General features: G+C 60.5%; 12 protein-coding genes and 1 riboswitch. Of the genes, 5 read left to right on the forward strand and 7 right to left on the reverse strand.

Annotation, left to right across the window (positions count from 1 at the left end; genetic code table 11):
* Positions 1 to 9: 9 nt before the first annotated feature.
* The 3 genes from HAP54_RS22700 to HAP54_RS22710 form a co-directional block, all read right to left on the reverse strand.
* A complete protein-coding gene (locus tag HAP54_RS22700) occupies positions 10 to 192 on the reverse strand; it encodes a hypothetical protein (protein ID WP_029084946.1) in 183 nt (60 codons plus the stop codon).
* Between the two features lie 43 nt (positions 193 to 235).
* Positions 236 to 535 carry a hypothetical protein gene (locus tag HAP54_RS22705; protein WP_165128129.1) on the reverse strand — a complete coding sequence of 100 codons (300 nt, stop codon included), beginning with the start codon at positions 533 to 535 and terminating at the stop codon, positions 236 to 238.
* A 379-nt stretch (positions 536 to 914) separates the two neighbouring features.
* Positions 915 to 2,249, reverse strand: coding sequence for an IS1182 family transposase (locus tag HAP54_RS22710; protein ID WP_166202952.1), 1,335 nt, complete (start codon positions 2,247 to 2,249; stop codon positions 915 to 917).
* A 677-nt stretch (positions 2,250 to 2,926) separates the two neighbouring features.
* On the opposite strand from HAP54_RS22710, the gene HAP54_RS22715 reads away from it, so the two are divergent.
* The gene (locus tag HAP54_RS22715) at positions 2,927 to 4,420 is read left to right on the forward strand and encodes a DUF1521 domain-containing protein (RefSeq protein ID WP_166303927.1); all 1,494 of its coding nucleotides are present in this window, start codon (positions 2,927 to 2,929) and stop codon (positions 4,418 to 4,420) included.
* A gap of 571 nt (positions 4,421 to 4,991) precedes the next feature.
* Here the strand turns inward: HAP54_RS22715 and HAP54_RS22720 are convergent.
* Positions 4,992 to 6,326: an IS1182 family transposase gene (locus HAP54_RS22720; protein ID WP_166293900.1), complete on the reverse strand. Its 1,335-nt coding sequence runs from the start codon at positions 6,324 to 6,326 to the stop codon at positions 4,992 to 4,994.
* Positions 6,327 to 6,508: 182 nt separating this feature from the next.
* On the opposite strand from HAP54_RS22720, the gene HAP54_RS22725 reads away from it, so the two are divergent.
* On the forward strand, positions 6,509 to 7,852 hold the full coding sequence (locus tag HAP54_RS22725) for an IS1380-like element ISBdi2 family transposase (protein ID WP_166303930.1): 1,344 nt from the start codon (positions 6,509 to 6,511) through the stop codon (positions 7,850 to 7,852).
* A gap of 364 nt (positions 7,853 to 8,216) precedes the next feature.
* Here the strand turns inward: HAP54_RS22725 and HAP54_RS22730 are convergent, their stop codons facing one another.
* On the reverse strand, positions 8,217 to 8,414 hold the full coding sequence (locus HAP54_RS22730) for a hypothetical protein (protein ID WP_166071913.1): 198 nt from the start codon (positions 8,412 to 8,414) through the stop codon (positions 8,217 to 8,219).
* A 226-nt stretch (positions 8,415 to 8,640) separates the two neighbouring features.
* On the opposite strand from HAP54_RS22730, the gene HAP54_RS22735 reads away from it, so the two are divergent.
* From HAP54_RS22735 to HAP54_RS22745, 3 genes are all read left to right on the forward strand, one after another.
* The gene (locus tag HAP54_RS22735; protein WP_166301547.1) at positions 8,641 to 8,844 is read left to right on the forward strand and encodes a hypothetical protein; all 204 of its coding nucleotides are present in this window, start codon (positions 8,641 to 8,643) and stop codon (positions 8,842 to 8,844) included.
* Between the two features lie 252 nt (positions 8,845 to 9,096).
* A riboswitch (cobalamin riboswitch) is annotated at positions 9,097 to 9,310 on the forward strand.
* Positions 9,311 to 9,519: 209 nt separating this feature from the next.
* Positions 9,520 to 11,358, forward strand: a complete 1,839-nt coding sequence (locus HAP54_RS22740) for a ribonucleoside-diphosphate reductase subunit alpha (protein ID WP_051346844.1) — start codon at positions 9,520 to 9,522, stop codon at positions 11,356 to 11,358.
* Positions 11,349 to 12,422 carry a ribonucleotide-diphosphate reductase subunit beta gene (locus tag HAP54_RS22745; protein ID WP_198031293.1) on the forward strand — a complete coding sequence of 358 codons (1,074 nt, stop codon included), beginning with the start codon at positions 11,349 to 11,351 and terminating at the stop codon, positions 12,420 to 12,422. The genes HAP54_RS22740 and HAP54_RS22745 overlap by 10 nt, the downstream gene beginning before the upstream one ends.
* Before the next feature lie 516 nt (positions 12,423 to 12,938).
* Here the strand turns inward: HAP54_RS22745 and HAP54_RS22750 are convergent.
* Both HAP54_RS22750 and HAP54_RS22755 read right to left on the reverse strand, forming a co-directional pair.
* Positions 12,939 to 13,862, reverse strand: a complete 924-nt coding sequence (locus HAP54_RS22750) for a hypothetical protein (protein ID WP_166303933.1) — start codon at positions 13,860 to 13,862, stop codon at positions 12,939 to 12,941.
* A 253-nt stretch (positions 13,863 to 14,115) separates the two neighbouring features.
* On the reverse strand, positions 14,116 to 14,814 hold the full coding sequence (locus tag HAP54_RS22755) for a nodulation protein NolW (RefSeq protein ID WP_166216061.1): 699 nt from the start codon (positions 14,812 to 14,814) through the stop codon (positions 14,116 to 14,118).
* Between the last annotated feature and the right edge of the window lie 159 nt (positions 14,815 to 14,973).

Raw genomic sequence — 14,973 nt, forward strand, 5'->3', positions numbered from 1 at the left:
CTTGCAGATTTACTGGACGCGTTCGTCGGCGACCTTCTTCTCGGAAGAGAGCTCGGTCGTAATTCTGCGCATTGCCACGGCCTGGGCCTGAACTTTTTGGCTAACACGCTCGAACTCAGCCATCTGGTTCTGGAAACCGGCATCCTGGGTAGCAGGAGCGGCACCGTTACCGCCAACACTATTAACCGCCATGTCTATTTACCTTTCTTTGTCGTGTGTCGTTAGTTGTGGCCTGCTACGTCGGGCGGGCCGATGATACGATGGCAGGAATAGAAAGAAAGACGTGCTCGCCCCCCAGACTGCTCAGGCTCAGCTCTGCGTTCTTGCCGAGACCATCGGTCTTGGGCTGTACGTTGCTCGTTTCAGCGTTCTTGTTGTCGGCAGTTTTGTCGGAGTGACTATCTTCGGACTCCAACTTGTGGATCACCTTTTCAAAGGTGTGATCAATGGCCCCGCCCACGGCGGAACCAATCGCAGCTCCGGCAGGTCCGCCCAACCATCCGCCGGCAGCGCTTCCGATCATTTCTCCAATCATCGGCTTCTCCTATGCTCGTCTTGTTACGCTCAATAGACGACTCCTCGCCTACAGTTCAGCGGCCTCATGCTAGGAGCGCTACCTTTCGAGAAGCTGACGAGTCTCCCGTTCCAGAACATTGGGGTGGCCCTTTGCAGAAGCTCATCACCTGCTGACAGCTTGCAAGCTTCATTTGCCTCCCTGGCCGCGCGTATGATCAGCCTGACGCCGAGCCGATATCGGCGCGGCGAACGTGCCTGCGCGTCAGGCGCAATTCGTTGGTCTGGTGAAGCTTGCAGCGAAGCTCTGACGGGGGTGCGTGGTCCGGCGATCAGGCCCGATCGCTAGGAGCCCGTCCAGATATGTTTTCGTGACGGGCATTTGTTGTAGAGTAGCAGGCTCAGGCTGCGTTTGCGAGGTTGAACAGCTTGAGGAGGTTATGGACGGTGCAGATCATTGTCCACTCGGCGCGCACTTTCTCGATGCCCCGCAACAGGAACTGGCGGAAGCCTCTTGCCTGTTTGATCTGTCCGAACACCGGCTCCACCACTTGCTTTCGCAATCGGTAGGGTGTTTCGAAGCCGCCATCGTCGATCTTCTTTCGCATGGCCTGTGTCAGCGGGCCGCCGACTTTTCCGTTCGCTACTGTCGGGTGCTTGGCGCGTCCGGGCGCGACATAGCCATCGATGCTGCGTGTGTCGAGCGCTTCGAGATTGGCTTCGCTGCAGTAGCCGGAATCCGCTGAGGCCTGCCGCGGCTTGCGGCCAAGATTGCTCTCGATGGCCTCGATCAGGGGCACCAACTGGCCCTGATCGCTGCCGTGCTGGGTCAGTTCTTGCGCGACAATGATCTGGGCATGTGCATCGACGGCCGCCTGGGCATTATAGGCCTGAACGAAGCCATCCTTCGACTTCATGATGCGGCTTTCCGGATCGGTGAAGTTGCGTTGCGCCTTGGGATTGGGTTCCTCCGATGGCAGCGCCGCCGGTTTGCCCGGCTTCTTGCGGCCTTCGGCCTGGCGCTGCTGTTCCTTTTCGGCCTCGATGCGGCGCTCTTCCTCCGCCGCCAGTTTGGCGTCCGCTTCCAGCGCCGCCATCGCTTGCTGGATCTTCGCCAGCCGTTTCTGCTTGTCGACGGTCCAGTCCGGCAGTTCGTCGCTGTTGCCGAAAGTCTCATCCTCCGAGGCATCCGCCGCCTCGGCGGCCGCCAGCATGCGAGCGACCTCGGCCTTCAATTCCGCCTCGCGCTTCTTCATGCGCTCATAACTCATCGCCTTGTGTTTCGACGCGTTCGCCTTGATCTTCGTACCATCCAGCGCGACATGACCGAGCTTGACCAGCCCGGCCGTCTCGCACAACTTCAGAACCTGCACGAATAGCGCGCCGAGCGCCTTCAAATGTCGCTTGCGAAAGTCGCTGATCGTCCGAAAATCCGGCGCATCCAGCGCCACGATCATCACAAAATCGTTCCGCTCCCGGCAGGCCTTGGCAATCCGACGCGACGAATACAGCCCACTCGCATAGCTATGCAGCAGCAGCGCCACCATCATCCGCGGATCAAACGGCGGCTGCCCAAGCCCGCTCACATAGCTGCCCATGATCTCCCTGAGATCGAGGCTCTCCCGCACCAGATCAACCATAAACCGCGAGACATGGCCTTTCGGCACGAAGTCCTGCACATTCGGCGGCAGAAGCAGCGTCTGATCGATGTTCCAAGGCCGAAAATACTTGCTCATCGCCCAATGTTGAATCAGACCCGACCAGATTTGAACAGCGACTATCCAGACAAGCTCCTAGGCCTACGGCCGGGTTGTTGCGTTTGTCGGTGAGCGTTGCTGCGGAGACTGATGGTGTGATCGCCGGCACTTAGAGATTGCATCGATAGCGCGCGACGGGGAGCGGCGGGGGGGGGGGGGGGCTTTTCTGGTCCGACGGAGCGACTGGCGGCTTCGCGGTGAGGCCTCGTCGCTTATTGAGGCCTCGCAAGGAACAGGACCTATCAGCGTAGCTGACATCGGACAGTCGATCGTCGGGTGCGAGACTACATGTTACCGGTGATCGGCGAGCGTGGATATTCCCTAAAGGTGGTCTGTCGTGGAAGGCCGCTGCGAGCAATCACGCGATCCTCAGCCCGTGTCTGCTGACGAGGGCTGTGATGTTCAGTCGATGGTTTGTTGTCGTCAGCTTTTCGACAGGTACTGCTGGTACAGTCTTGGGACTTGGATGCGTGCGACATGCTCGTGCCAAGCCGACGAGAGAGGGGAGGGATCTCATCAGGGTTGCCGACGCCGGCAGCGAGAAGCATCCATTCGCTCGCCATCGGGCCAGGGGTGCGTTCTAAAATGGTTCCTGGTTGATTGAGCACAACGCTCGCAATTTTACCGCTTTCTTCGATGCAACAGGAGTGAACTAAATGGCGTATCTTCCCGTGGCCGGTCTCCCCGTGGTCGGTGCACTCGATTCGACGGTGAATGGAGTGGGGTCTGACGGGGTGGTTGCCAGCCCCGCTTTCGGCGCGCTGTTGGGGCAGTATGCCTCGACGGGTGCCTACCAGTACCTGCCGGCAGGTGCTGCCGTCGTTGTCGCTCCGGTGGTCGTCACTCCAGTCGTGGTTGCTCCCATGTACATGATGGCGCCACCTCCTCCTCCTCCTTCCATGCTGTTGAGCCAGCAAAGTTCGGGTTTGGAGTCTTCCGTCGATCCGGTGTGGACGCATGAGGTCAAGGATGGTAAGGCCACGATTAACCTCGGCGACAAATATACGATCACGGCCAATGAGAAGGATGGCACCTGGACCGTTCGCAACAACCAGACTGGCCATGTCACGAAGATCCATGGCGATCCCCATGTTGACGCGGACGGGGATGGCAGGGATGACTTCGACTTCAAGAAAGATATGACCTTCCAGCTCGACGATGGGACCAAGATTACCGTCAATAATGTCGACTACGGTAATGGTGAGGCCATCTCCTCAAAGTTGACCATTACGAACGGTCACAACGCGATGGTTGTGGAGGGGCTCGGCGACGACAAGGATGGCAAAAACAATCTGAGGGTGACCCAGTCCAATGCTGGCATGACTCTTGATGAGCTGACACCCGATGGTGCCCAGGCGATCCATGAGAGTGGCCAAGGCTGGGTCGATGGCGCCGGCGGCGTGGTGAATCAGGCGAGTATCGATGCCGGCGAACAGGGTCGCGCGCCGGGCAACTACCAGTCTGCAAGCGCAACGCCTGCCACTGCAACACCCGTGTTCTTCGTTCCTCCTCCACCGCCGCCTCTTGCGATGGTTCCGCTTGCCGTCGCGCCGGCGCCGTCATCTCAGCCAGCGCCAGTGTGGTCGCACGAGGTCAAGGACGGCAAGGCGACGATCAACCTTGGTGATAAGTATACGATCACAGCCGATGAGAAGGACGGCACCTGGACCGTTAGGAACAACCAGACCGGCCATGTCTCGAGGATCCACGGCGATCCTCACGTCGATGCTAATGGCGACGGCAAGGACGATTTCGACTTCAAGAAAGGTATGACCTTCCAGCTCGACGACGGCACGAAGATCACGGTGGACACGGTCGATTATGGCAAGGGAAAAACCATCTCCTCGAAGCTCACCATCACCAACGGCGACAATGCCATGGTTGTGGAGGGGCTCGGCGACGACAAGGATGGGAAGAACAATCTGAAGGTCACGCAGTCTAATGCTGGGCGGACGCTTGATCAGCTGACGTCCGATGGAGCTCAGACAATCCATGAGACAAATCAGGGGTGGGTTGACAACTCCGGACGCAAGGTGACGCAGTCGGTGATCAACCACAATGAGAACCCGGATGCGCCGCCGGATCTCAAGACGATGATGCGCGAGAGCATGTTCCGGCGCATTTTCCGTCACGATGCACAGCCGGCATGAGGCCCGATCCCGGGGCGTGTCGGAAACTCGTGGAAGCGGGCGCTAGCGCCCGCCTTTCATTTTCGCCAAACGGCCGCGAGAATGGCAGCTTGGCGATCTATCGATTCAGGATCGACGGTAACAGCCAGATTGTCTCGGCAATCGCAGCCTTCGCCCCGACAAACGGGCGGAGGGCCTCCAGGCCCGGCTACCCGGCCAGAATTGCTGCGGCGCGTTCCCGCCCGTTGTCGGCGATGGAGGCGTTGCACAGGAACGGTGCTCTCAGGTTTGTCTGCATGCCGACGCAAGCGTCGCAGTGAAAATCCCGTCAAGATCGCAGATTGGATTGAGGGCTGCCTCGACGGCGCGATCTACCCTCGGCTCAAAAGCACAAGCCCTGTCTCGCGTTGAGCTCTGCCTGTCTTTAGCCTCCGAAGCCGGGCGTGAACCCCAGCGCCCCCGAACATCCATCAGCTTCTCAGGAAGCCGGAGGCGCCGTGGGCTATGAGCATCGCCATTCCCGTCAAAGTCTGCTGCTAGGAGCCCGTCCAGATATGTTTTCGTGACGGGCATTTGTTGTAGAGTAGCAGGCTCAGGCTGCGTTTGCGAGGTTGAACAGCTTGAGGAGGTTATGGACGGTGCAGATCATTGTCCACTCGGCGCGCACTTTCTCGATGCCCCGCAACAGGAACTGGCGGAAGCCTCTTGCCTGTTTGATCTGCCCGAACACCGGCTCCACCACTTGCTTTCGCAATCGGTAGGGTGTTTCGAAGCCGCCATCGTCGATCTTCTTTCGCATGGCCTGTGTCAGCGGGCCGCCGACTTTTCCGTTCGCTACTGTCGGGTGCTTGGCGCGTCCGGGCGCGACATAGCCATCGATGCTGCGTGTGTCGAGCGCTTCGAGATTGGCTTCGCTGCAGTAGCCGGAATCCGCTGAGGCCTGCCGCGGCTTGCGGCCAAGATTGCTCTCGATGGCCTCGATCAGGGGCACCAACTGGCCCTGATCGCTGCCGTGCTGGGTCAGTTCTTGCGCGACAATGATCTGGGCATGTGCATCGACGGCCGCCTGGGCATTATAGGCCTGAACGAAGCCATCCTTCGACTTCATGATGCGGCTTTCCGGATCGGTGAAGTTGCGTTGCGCCTTGGGATTGGGTTCCTCCGATGGCAGCGCCGCCGGTTTGCCCGGCTTCTTGCGGCCTTCGGCCTGGCGCTGCTGTTCCTTTTCGGCCTCGATGCGGCGCTCTTCCTCCGCCGCCAGTTTGGCGTCCGCTTCCAGCGCCGCCATCGCTTGCTGGATCTTCGCCAGCCGTTTCTGCTTGTCGACGGTCCAGTCCGGCAGTTCGTCGCTGTTGCCGAAAGTCTCATCCTCCGAGGCATCCGCCGCCTCGGCGGCCGCCAGCATGCGAGCGACCTCGGCCTTCAATTCCGCCTCGCGCTTCTTCATGCGCTCATAACTCATCGCCTTGTGTTTCGACGCGTTCGCCTTGATCTTCGTACCATCCAGCGCGACATGACCGAGCTTGACCAGCCCGGCCGTCTCGCACAACTTCAGAACCTGCACGAATAGCGCGCCGAGCGCCTTCAAATGTCGCTTGCGAAAGTCGCAGATCGTCCGAAAATCCGGCGCATCCAGCGCCACGATCATCACAAAATCGTTCCGCTCCCGGCAGGCCTTGGCAATCCGACGCGACGAATACAGCCCACTCGCATAGCTATGCAGCAGCAGCGCCACCATCATCCGCGGATCAAACGGCGGCTGCCCAAGCCCGCTCACATAGCTGCCCATGATCTCCCTGAGATCGAGGCTCTCCCGCACCAGATCAACCATAAACCGCGAGACATGGCCTTTCGGCACGAAGTCCTGCACATTCGGCGGCAGAAGCAGCGTCTGATCGATGTTCCAAGGCCGAAAATACTTGCTCATCGCCCAATGTTGAATCAGACCCGACCAGATTTGAACAGCGACTATCCAGACAAGCTCCTAGCCCGTCTTATTCGTCAGAGTGCGCCTGAGAGGCTGGCGAGCGTGGTGTAAAGCGCTGATGCGGCGTAGGATTCGGTTGCAAAGCCAACCCCATCACCTCAACCGCGAACGCCACGCCCGCCATGACCGACGATACGATTCTGCCCTTCTCGTTTCCAGCCGTTCACGCCAAGAAAGTCACAGCTGCCTTCGATGGCGGTCGGCTGACCTCGAACGGGGGCGTGATGCTTCTGGCGATGGCCGAGCGGCGTCTCGGCTTGGCCGACAATTTGGCCCGGGTGTTCCCGGATCGGCGCGATCCGACGCGGGTCGTGCACAGCCTTGTCGATATGTTCCGCGCGCGCATGTTCGCGATCTGCTGCGGCTACGAGGACGCCGACGACCTCGATCATCTGCGGTCCGATCCCGCATTCAAGCTGGCCTGCGGACGGCTGCCGGACACGGGTCGCGATCTGTGTTCCCAACCGACGCTGTCGCGGCTGGAGAATGCTCCGCGCCTGCGCGACGTGATCCGACTGACCTACACTTTGGTCGACGCATGGATGGATAGCTACCCGCGCGAGCCGGCATCCGTCACGCTCGACATCGATGATACCTGCGATGTCGTCCACGGCCATCAGCAGCTCTCGCTGTTCAACGCTCATTATGACGAACGCTGCTTCCTGCCGATCCACGTCTACGACACGGAGAAGAGCCGGCCCGTGGCGGTCGTGCTGCGGCCCGGCAAGACGCCGGGCGGCGTCGAGGTGCGTGCCCATCTGCGCCGCCTGATACGGCATATCCGGACGCGGTGGCACAACACGCGAATCACGTTCCGTGGCGACGGGCACTATGCCCGGCCGGAGGCCATGGCGTGGTGCGAGACCAACGGCATCGACTACATCTTCGGTCTGTCCGGCACCAAGCCGCTCGCCAGAAAAGTCGACGAGGCCGCCGACGACATCCGCACGCGACGCGCCATCGAGAACCTGCCGGTTCTGCGTGGCTATACCGAGACGCGCCACAAGGCCAAGTCCTGGGATCGCGAACGGCGTACCGTCGCCCGTATTGAGGCGACGATGCTCGGCCTCGACATCCGTTTCGTCGTCACCAGCCTCGATGTCGGCTCGGCCGAGTGGATCTACGACAGCCTGTATTGCGCGCGCGGCCAAGCCGAGAATCTGATCAAGCTGCATAAGACACAGCTCGCCTCCGATCGCACCAACTGCCGTTCGGCGCTCGCCAATCAAGTCCGCCTCGTTCTCCACACCGCCGCTTATTGGCTGATGCTGACCGTGCGCGACGCGATTCCCAAAGCCCGGGAATTGGCCACAGCCGAGTTCGCGACGCTGCGTCTTCGTCTCTTGAAACTCGCTGCCCGTGTCGTTGAGACCACGAGCCGCATTCGCCTTGCGTTTGCCGCGGCATGTCCCGAAGCCGACCTGATCCGCGGCTTGCCAGGCGCGCTGCTGCCGCTCGGTCCTTGACCGGCGGGGCGTCCGCCCCCCGTTCGCCCAACCTACACCTCAAGCGCGTTGCAAAGTACCGGTCGTCAGGCGGTGAAAAGCCGAAGGCAATCCCGCGCGCCTCGTCAGAGCAGATGTGCGGCCACATCAATCGGACTAAAAAAAGCACTCTCACGAATAGGACGGGCTAGGGACGTTAAAAGGAAATCGCAGCAGCCCGCTGCCAAAAAGATGCAGGTGCATTCGGATTCGCGGACCCGCTCGCAGCTCGGATCTGAGATCATTGAATGCGCATCTAACTGGTGGCATGTGCCAAGTCTCACTTGGCACGTCTTCGATTCGATCACCACGCGGGCTGTATCTCTATGTGGCGCCGAGCATCGGCTCACCCATCATCAAGCTCGCTCATGGCCTCATCCATATCCGACTGGGAATCGCTTATGACTTGCGTGGCGACGGAAACGAGAGCCTTTTCGAATGCTCGGCGCAGTAGCGCTGCACGCGTGTCATCGCCGCCGCTCTCGGCGGTGTCGGAGGGGGCGCCAACCTGCGGCGCTGTTGCATTAATATCGGCTGCGTTCATGTCGTAACACCCGGATAGCGGCGTCGCCGCGAGATGACCTATCCGCTTCATGCTAGCAGGGGCAGCTTGCGAAAAGCTGACTAAGATCGAGCCTCCTTGGCGGCTTCATCCATGACCACGCAAGTGAGGACAACCGCTGTGCCGGCAAGGTCATTACTGCGATCGGAGCTCTGGTAAATCATGGCGCCAAAACACTTGGCCACGTCAGCAAGCGCGACGGCGACTGTTGCGCGTTGAAGGCTCAGTGGTACCACAAGCATTTGTGGAGCTATCGTGCTCGATCTGGCGCGCGCGGCAAGCCACCGAGATCGCACGATCATGGCAGGGACGCACCTCACGCCAGTTCCACAAGAAGAGCAACACCTTGCTGGCGCAGCTCGATCGCATTCTCGACCGCTTTGAATTGCAAGCCAAACGTTGCGCGTCATGAGATTATCCCTCGCCAGCATCGCCCAGAACCTTCGCCGAACGGATTCCTATCCAACGCGGGCTCGCATAGGCACCCGTCATCGCGACGGAGCATCGAAATCAAAATGCTGCCACTCTTTTCACGGAATGGGCCGAAGCAGGGGGGGGGCATTTGCTCGAACAGAGCGTTGCGGGCCCGGACCCGGAGCGGACGTGGCGTCCTGCGTCTCGACTCCCCTGGCACAAGCCTTGACGAATCTCGACGCGCGGCGTCTGTATGTAGATCTGCCACGGTCTTCCATTCTGCATCTAGTAGGATGGAAGCTAAGAGGGAACCCGGTGCGCCGGTAACGGCTATTCCGGGGCTGCCCCCGCAACTGTAAGCGGCGAGCGGTTGTCATAATGGTCACTGGCCGCGACAGCACCGGGAAGGCCGACAGCCGCAGCGACCCGCGAGCCAGGAGACCTGCCGCGACAGAATAGAACGTCCTCGGGCGGGGTGCCCCGTGCGTCGCTTGCAGCCTGGGACGTTTGACCCGTCTCCTCGCAAGTCGTGCGCGTGGCTTCACCCCCTAACATCGCGGGGTTGCCGATGTCGCCGTCTTACGATTTCAATCAGCATGGTCATCTAATTGAGTGGCCGAGTGTGCGGCCGTGGCCGGCGCGGCCAAAGTCTGCCGCGCCTCAGCGGTGTGTTGTGCCGCCGCCGTCATCGGCTCCGCTGCCGCGGCCTCTCGCGCCATTGCCAAAGCCGTCCGATCTCACGCTCGATCGATCGCGCGACGGCCTGCTGACCGCGTTCGGCAAGCTAACGCTGACCGATCGCTATCTGCTCGTCGGCGAAAGCATCCAGGACATGTTCGCGCGGGTGTCCTGTGCCTTCGCGGACGATGTTGCGCACGCCCAACGTCTCTATGACGCGATGTCTCGGCTGTGGTTCATGCCAGCCACGCCGGTGCTGTCCAATGGCGGCACCACGCGCGGCCTGCCAATCTCGTGCTTCCTTAACTCGGTGTCGGACTCGCTCGAAGGAATCGTTGGCACCTGGGACGAAAACGTGTGGCTTGCCTCCAACGGGGGCGGTATCGGCACGTACTGGGGCAATGTTCGCTCGATCGGAGAGAAGGTGAAGGGCGGCGTCAGCTCAGGCGTCATCCCGTTCATCCACGTCATGGACGGCCTGACGCTGGCGATCAGCCAGGGCTCGTTGCGGCGCGGCTCGGCGGCGGTCTATCTCGATATCCAGCATCCCGAGATCGAGGAGTTTCTCGAGATCCGCAAGGCGTCCGGCGACTTCAACCGCAAGAGCCTCAACCTGCATCACGGCATCAACCTCACCGACGAGTTCATGCGTGCCGTGGGCGCCGGCACCGCGTTCGCTCTGCGCAGCCCGAAGACGAACGAGGTCGTCCGCGAGATCGACGCGCGACAGCTATGGCAACGCATTCTTGAGAACCGGTTGCAGACAGGCGAGCCTTATCTCTTGTTCATCGACACCGTGAATCGCGCGCTTCCCAAGCACCAGCGCGAGCTCGGTCTCAAGGTCTCGACCTCCAACCTGTGCAGCGAGATTACGCTCCCGACCGGCATCGACCATCGCGGCGAGGAGCGCACCGCGGTGTGCTGTCTGTCATCGCTCAACCTCGAGACCTGGGACCAATGGAATGAGGAACCCGGCTTCATCGAGGACGTCATGCGCTTCCTTGACAACGTGCTCACCCACTTCATCACGACGGCGCCGGAGGGTATGAAGCGGGCCCGCTACGCCGCCCTGCGCGAGCGCTCCGTCGGACTTGGCGTGATGGGCTTCCACTCGTTCCTCCAGGCGAATGGCATTCCAATGGAGAGTGGCTTGGCGAAATCATTCAATCTAAAGATGTTTCGGAAGATCCGGGGTGATGCCGACGCGGCATCCGTCGCCCTTGCTCGCGAGCGTGGCCCGTGCCCGGATGCCCTGGAACGTGGCGTGATGGAGCGCTTCAGCCAGAAGATCGCGATCGCGCCGACTGCTTCGATCAGCATCATCTGCGGCGGCACCAGCGCATGCATCGAGCCGATCCCGGCCAACATCTACACCCACAAGACGTTGTCTGGTGCCATCTCGGTACGTAATCCTCATCTGACCAGGGTACTGATCGCCAAGGGCGCCGACACCCCGGTGACCTGGCAGTCGATCATTGCGCAGGAGGGTTCGGTCGCCCATCTCGACATTCTGTCGGAACACGAGAAAGCGGTGTTTCGCACCGCCTTCGAGGTCGACCAGCGCTGGATCGTCGAGCTTGCAGGCGACCGGGCCGCATTCATCTGCCAGAGCCAGTCAATCAACCTCTATCTGCCGGCCGAGGTCGATAAGTGGGACCTCCACATGCTGCACTGGACGGCGTGGAAGCGTGGGGTGAAGAGCCTTTATTACTGCCGTTCAAAATCGATCTCGCGCGCGGCGTTCGCCGGCAAGATCGTCGACGATGACGAGGCCGCGCCGCGGCAGCCGCCTGCGCAGCGCGCCGATTATGAGGAGTGCCTCGCATGTCAATGATCGATCTCTCGTCTGTCGATCCGCGCACGCTGATCGGCAAGGGGCGCGTTGGTCTCCTTGACTCGACGGGCAGCTATGACGTTGATCGCTACGCTTGGGCCTACGAGTTCTGGAAGCGTCAGCAGCAGACGCATTGGATGGCCGAGGAGGTGCCGCTCGGCAACGACCTCAAGGACTGGGCGTCGGACCGCGTCACCGCCAGCGAGCGCGCGCTGCTCACCCAGATCTTTCGCTTCTTTACTCAGTCGGACATCGAGGTCGGTGACAATTATCTCAAGCGATACATCCCGATTTTCCAGCCGCTCACCGTCCAGATGATGATGGCGGCCTTCACGAACATGGAGACGGTCCACATCGACGCCTATGCGCTGCTGCTCAAGACGCTCGGCATGCCCAAGACCGAGTTCGAGGCATTTCGCAGCTATGCGCAAATGCGCGCCAAGGCGGACTACATGCACGAGTTCGGCGTTGACACCGTGGCCGATGTCGCGCGCACCCTGGCTATGTTCGGCGCCTTTACCGAAGGCATGGCTTTGTTCGCGAGCTTCGCTATGCTGCTCAATTTTCCGCGCCACAACAAGATGAACGGCATGGGACAGATCGTAAGCTGGTCGGTGCGCGACGAGAGTCTCCACTGCGAGGGCGTCATCAAGCTGTTTCACGAATGGCACCGCGAGACCGGCGCCGTGACGCGCTCGGTCCGTGACGACATCGTCGATGTCGCCAGAACGATGGTAAAGCTGGAGGAGAACTTCGTCGATCTCGCCTTTGGCCTGGGCAAGATCGAGGGCATGCGTCCTGAGCAGATCCACGCCTACGTCCGTTATGTCGCCGACTGGCGACTGACCCAACTCCGGATTGCCCCGGTTTTCGGCTTCTTCAAGGCCGAGGAGGATGGGTTCACGCAGCTCAAGCCGCATCCGCTGCCTTGGCTCGTCGAGATTCTCAATGGGGTCGAGCACGCCAATTTCTTCGAGCAGCGCGCCACGGAGTACTCCAAGGCGGCGAGCCGAGGCAGCTGGGACGGCGAGGACGGGGTGTGGGCGGCTTTCGGCCGTATGTAGGCAACCGGAACAGCATGCGTCCATTCATACATCTTGGAGGTTCGCGGAAGTCCTCTGCTGCGGCTTCCGGCGGCACAGCGGACTCAAGCGGCATCATCCACGCCGCTCGAAAATCATAACGGGGGAACACCCGCCCACGGGGCCGATGTACCAAAGTGAAGTCTGATCTTGTGCTGAGTTGCTTCGGTGCGGCAGACTTCGAAAAGGCGATCACAATCGTTGCAATTTGCAGGACCAAGCGCGGGCATTGGTCGGCGATCTTTGAGGCGCGCTCGCCTTGCGGGAAAGTCGGCGTGACCTCATCGATGCGGACCAATGGAACCGGTTTATGCACACCTGCACAAAAGGGCGGCGAAAGCCTGAGTGGAAGCCGCCAGTCTGTTCAGGGCGACCGTGCATGCGATGACGGCGCTTGATGATCAGGGTCATCGACGCGGCCGTCTCCATACAGCAAACGGCCGGGAGGCGAGTAGAGTGAGGAGGCCAGTTGGTGATCGCTCCTCTTCAGCCGTACAGCTAGACAATTTCGATCAGGTTTCCGCATATCGAGTGGACGCCTTGAAAGGAACTTGGCCGGCGGAGTATCCGCCAGCCAAGAGCGATCGTCATCACGTGCTCCTGCTGTTGGCGGAGACAATCTATCAACCTTCGCACATGGCCCTTGTCGCGGCTAAAGCTATGGGCACTAGCCGGCGGGCGGATCTTGCCCCGCGTCTGCCGGCCTGTCTTCGTCCACATCTGCGGGCCAAAGGCTCGGGTCCAGTGCTGGCGTGAGGCGAATGAAGCCCTCGTCTCTCCATTCGGCCGTGTGAGGTACGCCGAAAAGGGTAAAGACTTTGGTCGGGTGGTCTTGGGCGGCAGTACCCCGCTGCGCTCCAGCATGTCGATCTGAGCGCTTGTGGCTGTTTGGCCCATGAAAACCCAGTAGTCCTTGGCGAGACGTCCGTCCCGCATACGGAACTCGGAAAGTTCTGGCGGTACAACTTCGGAAGGCCCAGCCTGAGATGGTCCGGCGTGCGAGGGATTTTTATCCATATCCTGCCATAGCAAATCTTGGTCGAAATCAGGATGCGCCTCGATCGCCTGAGCGATCGTCTGCTGCGAGAGGTGATGCGGGGACCGTTCTGGTGCTGGATCTGCACCGAGCGCAGCCGGCGCATGCGAATCATCCTCCCAACCCAAGCCTGGCGAATAGGGTTGCGCTATATCCAGGTACGGCGAAAAAGGGTGCCGAGCATCCAAGTACGGCGAATAGGGATGGCCTGCGTCCAGATATGGCGAATAGGGCTCCCCCGGCAGCGCGGGCGAGGCGGTACGATGTGGCGCAGCACCACCCTGAGCGCCGTTGAGCTGCTGCTCAAAGCCGGTAGCGTCCGTGGGCGGTAGCGGTGAATTGGTGTCCGGGCTCGTGTTCGATGGTCCGATTTCGTTGAAATCCATCCTGTCACTCCCGCATGATGGAGCAGCTCGAGCAATGCGAAGGCTCCTGCCCTGCGAGACCGAAGCAGCTGTTTCGGAGGTTCGCGTTGATCTTCAAGCCCTCCTGGATGCACACGTCTGGCGCGGTCGATGCGAGGCACCGCCATCCAGACAGGCTCATCCTGGGTGAGGCAGCTTTCGAAAAGCTGACGATCAGATGGATTTAAGCGAATGCAGTTCGGATCCTCGGCTCGAGCTCTCTCGTATTGTTAAGTCACTTCTGGCCTGCAGCTTCGCGCACGATGCCGTCCTGATGCTGCGCTTCTGAGGAATAGTGGCTTTCAGGTCGTCCGTCGCGAATGACCGTGCTCGAGGAGCCACGAAACAACATCAAAACCGACCCCAGTGGCGGCTTTTCAGCAGCGGTTGGATTCCGCCGCGCCTGCGCCTCCGCCACAAGGCCCTTGAGCGTTTGGTCCACGAGCGCGATGAAGCGCGGCGGGCCCGAAGCCAGGACGAGGCCATCTCCTGGAGCCGGCTTCACGATATAGCGCTCATCGGAGATGTTGAGCACATCGAGCGCGGTCCTGAACGCATCGAAGCTGATCGGATTCAACACAATGAGACGGCTTTGCGCCTCTTGAGCCGCGGATATGTAAAGCACGAGACCGTCGTAATACCATTGAAGATTGTACAGATTGGTCAAGCGCTCGAGGAACTCTCGCGGTGGCAGGTCCGGCATTCGCCCACGAATCCGGCCCTTTACCTCGGCGCTGACATTGACCCTGATATTGTGATTGTTGCCGAACTCCTGCAGCGCGGCGGAAAGGTCCTGATCCAGAACCGTGTAGCTGTAAGGAGCCGACGGCAGTGAGAGGGATGCGCCGAGCGCGCTTACCGTTCCCAGATAGACAAAAACTCCGACATGGAGAACTCTCCTCAAAATGTAGACCGTTGTGGATCGGATGAGCATTCCCGAAGGCCTTCCGCCTGAAAACAAACCTGGAATTTCATTCCAACGTGAAGGCCAAACGTGATCTTTAGATGACGTAACCAGCGGCATCTTCGTCAGGTTTTCGTCAGCTCGCCAATCTACGCTCATGATCCGTTCGTCGTTCAACAATGCCTGATC

Source organism: Bradyrhizobium sp. 2S1, from assembly GCF_011516625.5.
Classification (GTDB): Bacteria; Pseudomonadota; Alphaproteobacteria; order Rhizobiales; family Xanthobacteraceae; genus Bradyrhizobium; species Bradyrhizobium septentrionale.

Excerpts from the sequence above, each read along its gene's own strand:
- HAP54_RS22700 (WP_029084946.1), bottom strand. The coding sequence starts at position 192 with ATGGCGGTTAATAGTGTTGGCGGTAACGGTGCCGCTCCTGCTACCCAG.
- HAP54_RS22705 (WP_165128129.1), bottom strand. The coding sequence starts at position 535 with ATGATTGGAGAAATGATCGGAAGCGCTGCCGGCGGATGGTTGGGCGGA.
- HAP54_RS22710 (WP_166202952.1), bottom strand. The coding sequence starts at position 2,249 with ATGAGCAAGTATTTTCGGCCTTGGAACATCGATCAGACGCTGCTTCTG.
- HAP54_RS22715 (WP_166303927.1), top strand. The coding sequence starts at position 2,927 with ATGGCGTATCTTCCCGTGGCCGGTCTCCCCGTGGTCGGTGCACTCGAT.
- HAP54_RS22720 (WP_166293900.1), bottom strand. The coding sequence starts at position 6,326 with ATGAGCAAGTATTTTCGGCCTTGGAACATCGATCAGACGCTGCTTCTG.
- HAP54_RS22725 (WP_166303930.1), top strand. The coding sequence starts at position 6,509 with ATGACCGACGATACGATTCTGCCCTTCTCGTTTCCAGCCGTTCACGCC.
- HAP54_RS22730 (WP_166071913.1), bottom strand. The coding sequence starts at position 8,414 with ATGAACGCAGCCGATATTAATGCAACAGCGCCGCAGGTTGGCGCCCCC.
- HAP54_RS22745 (WP_198031293.1), top strand. The coding sequence starts at position 11,349 with ATGTCAATGATCGATCTCTCGTCTGTCGATCCGCGCACGCTGATCGGC.
- HAP54_RS22750 (WP_166303933.1), bottom strand. The coding sequence starts at position 13,862 with ATGGATTTCAACGAAATCGGACCATCGAACACGAGCCCGGACACCAAT.
- HAP54_RS22755 (WP_166216061.1), bottom strand. The coding sequence starts at position 14,814 with ATGCTCATCCGATCCACAACGGTCTACATTTTGAGGAGAGTTCTCCAT.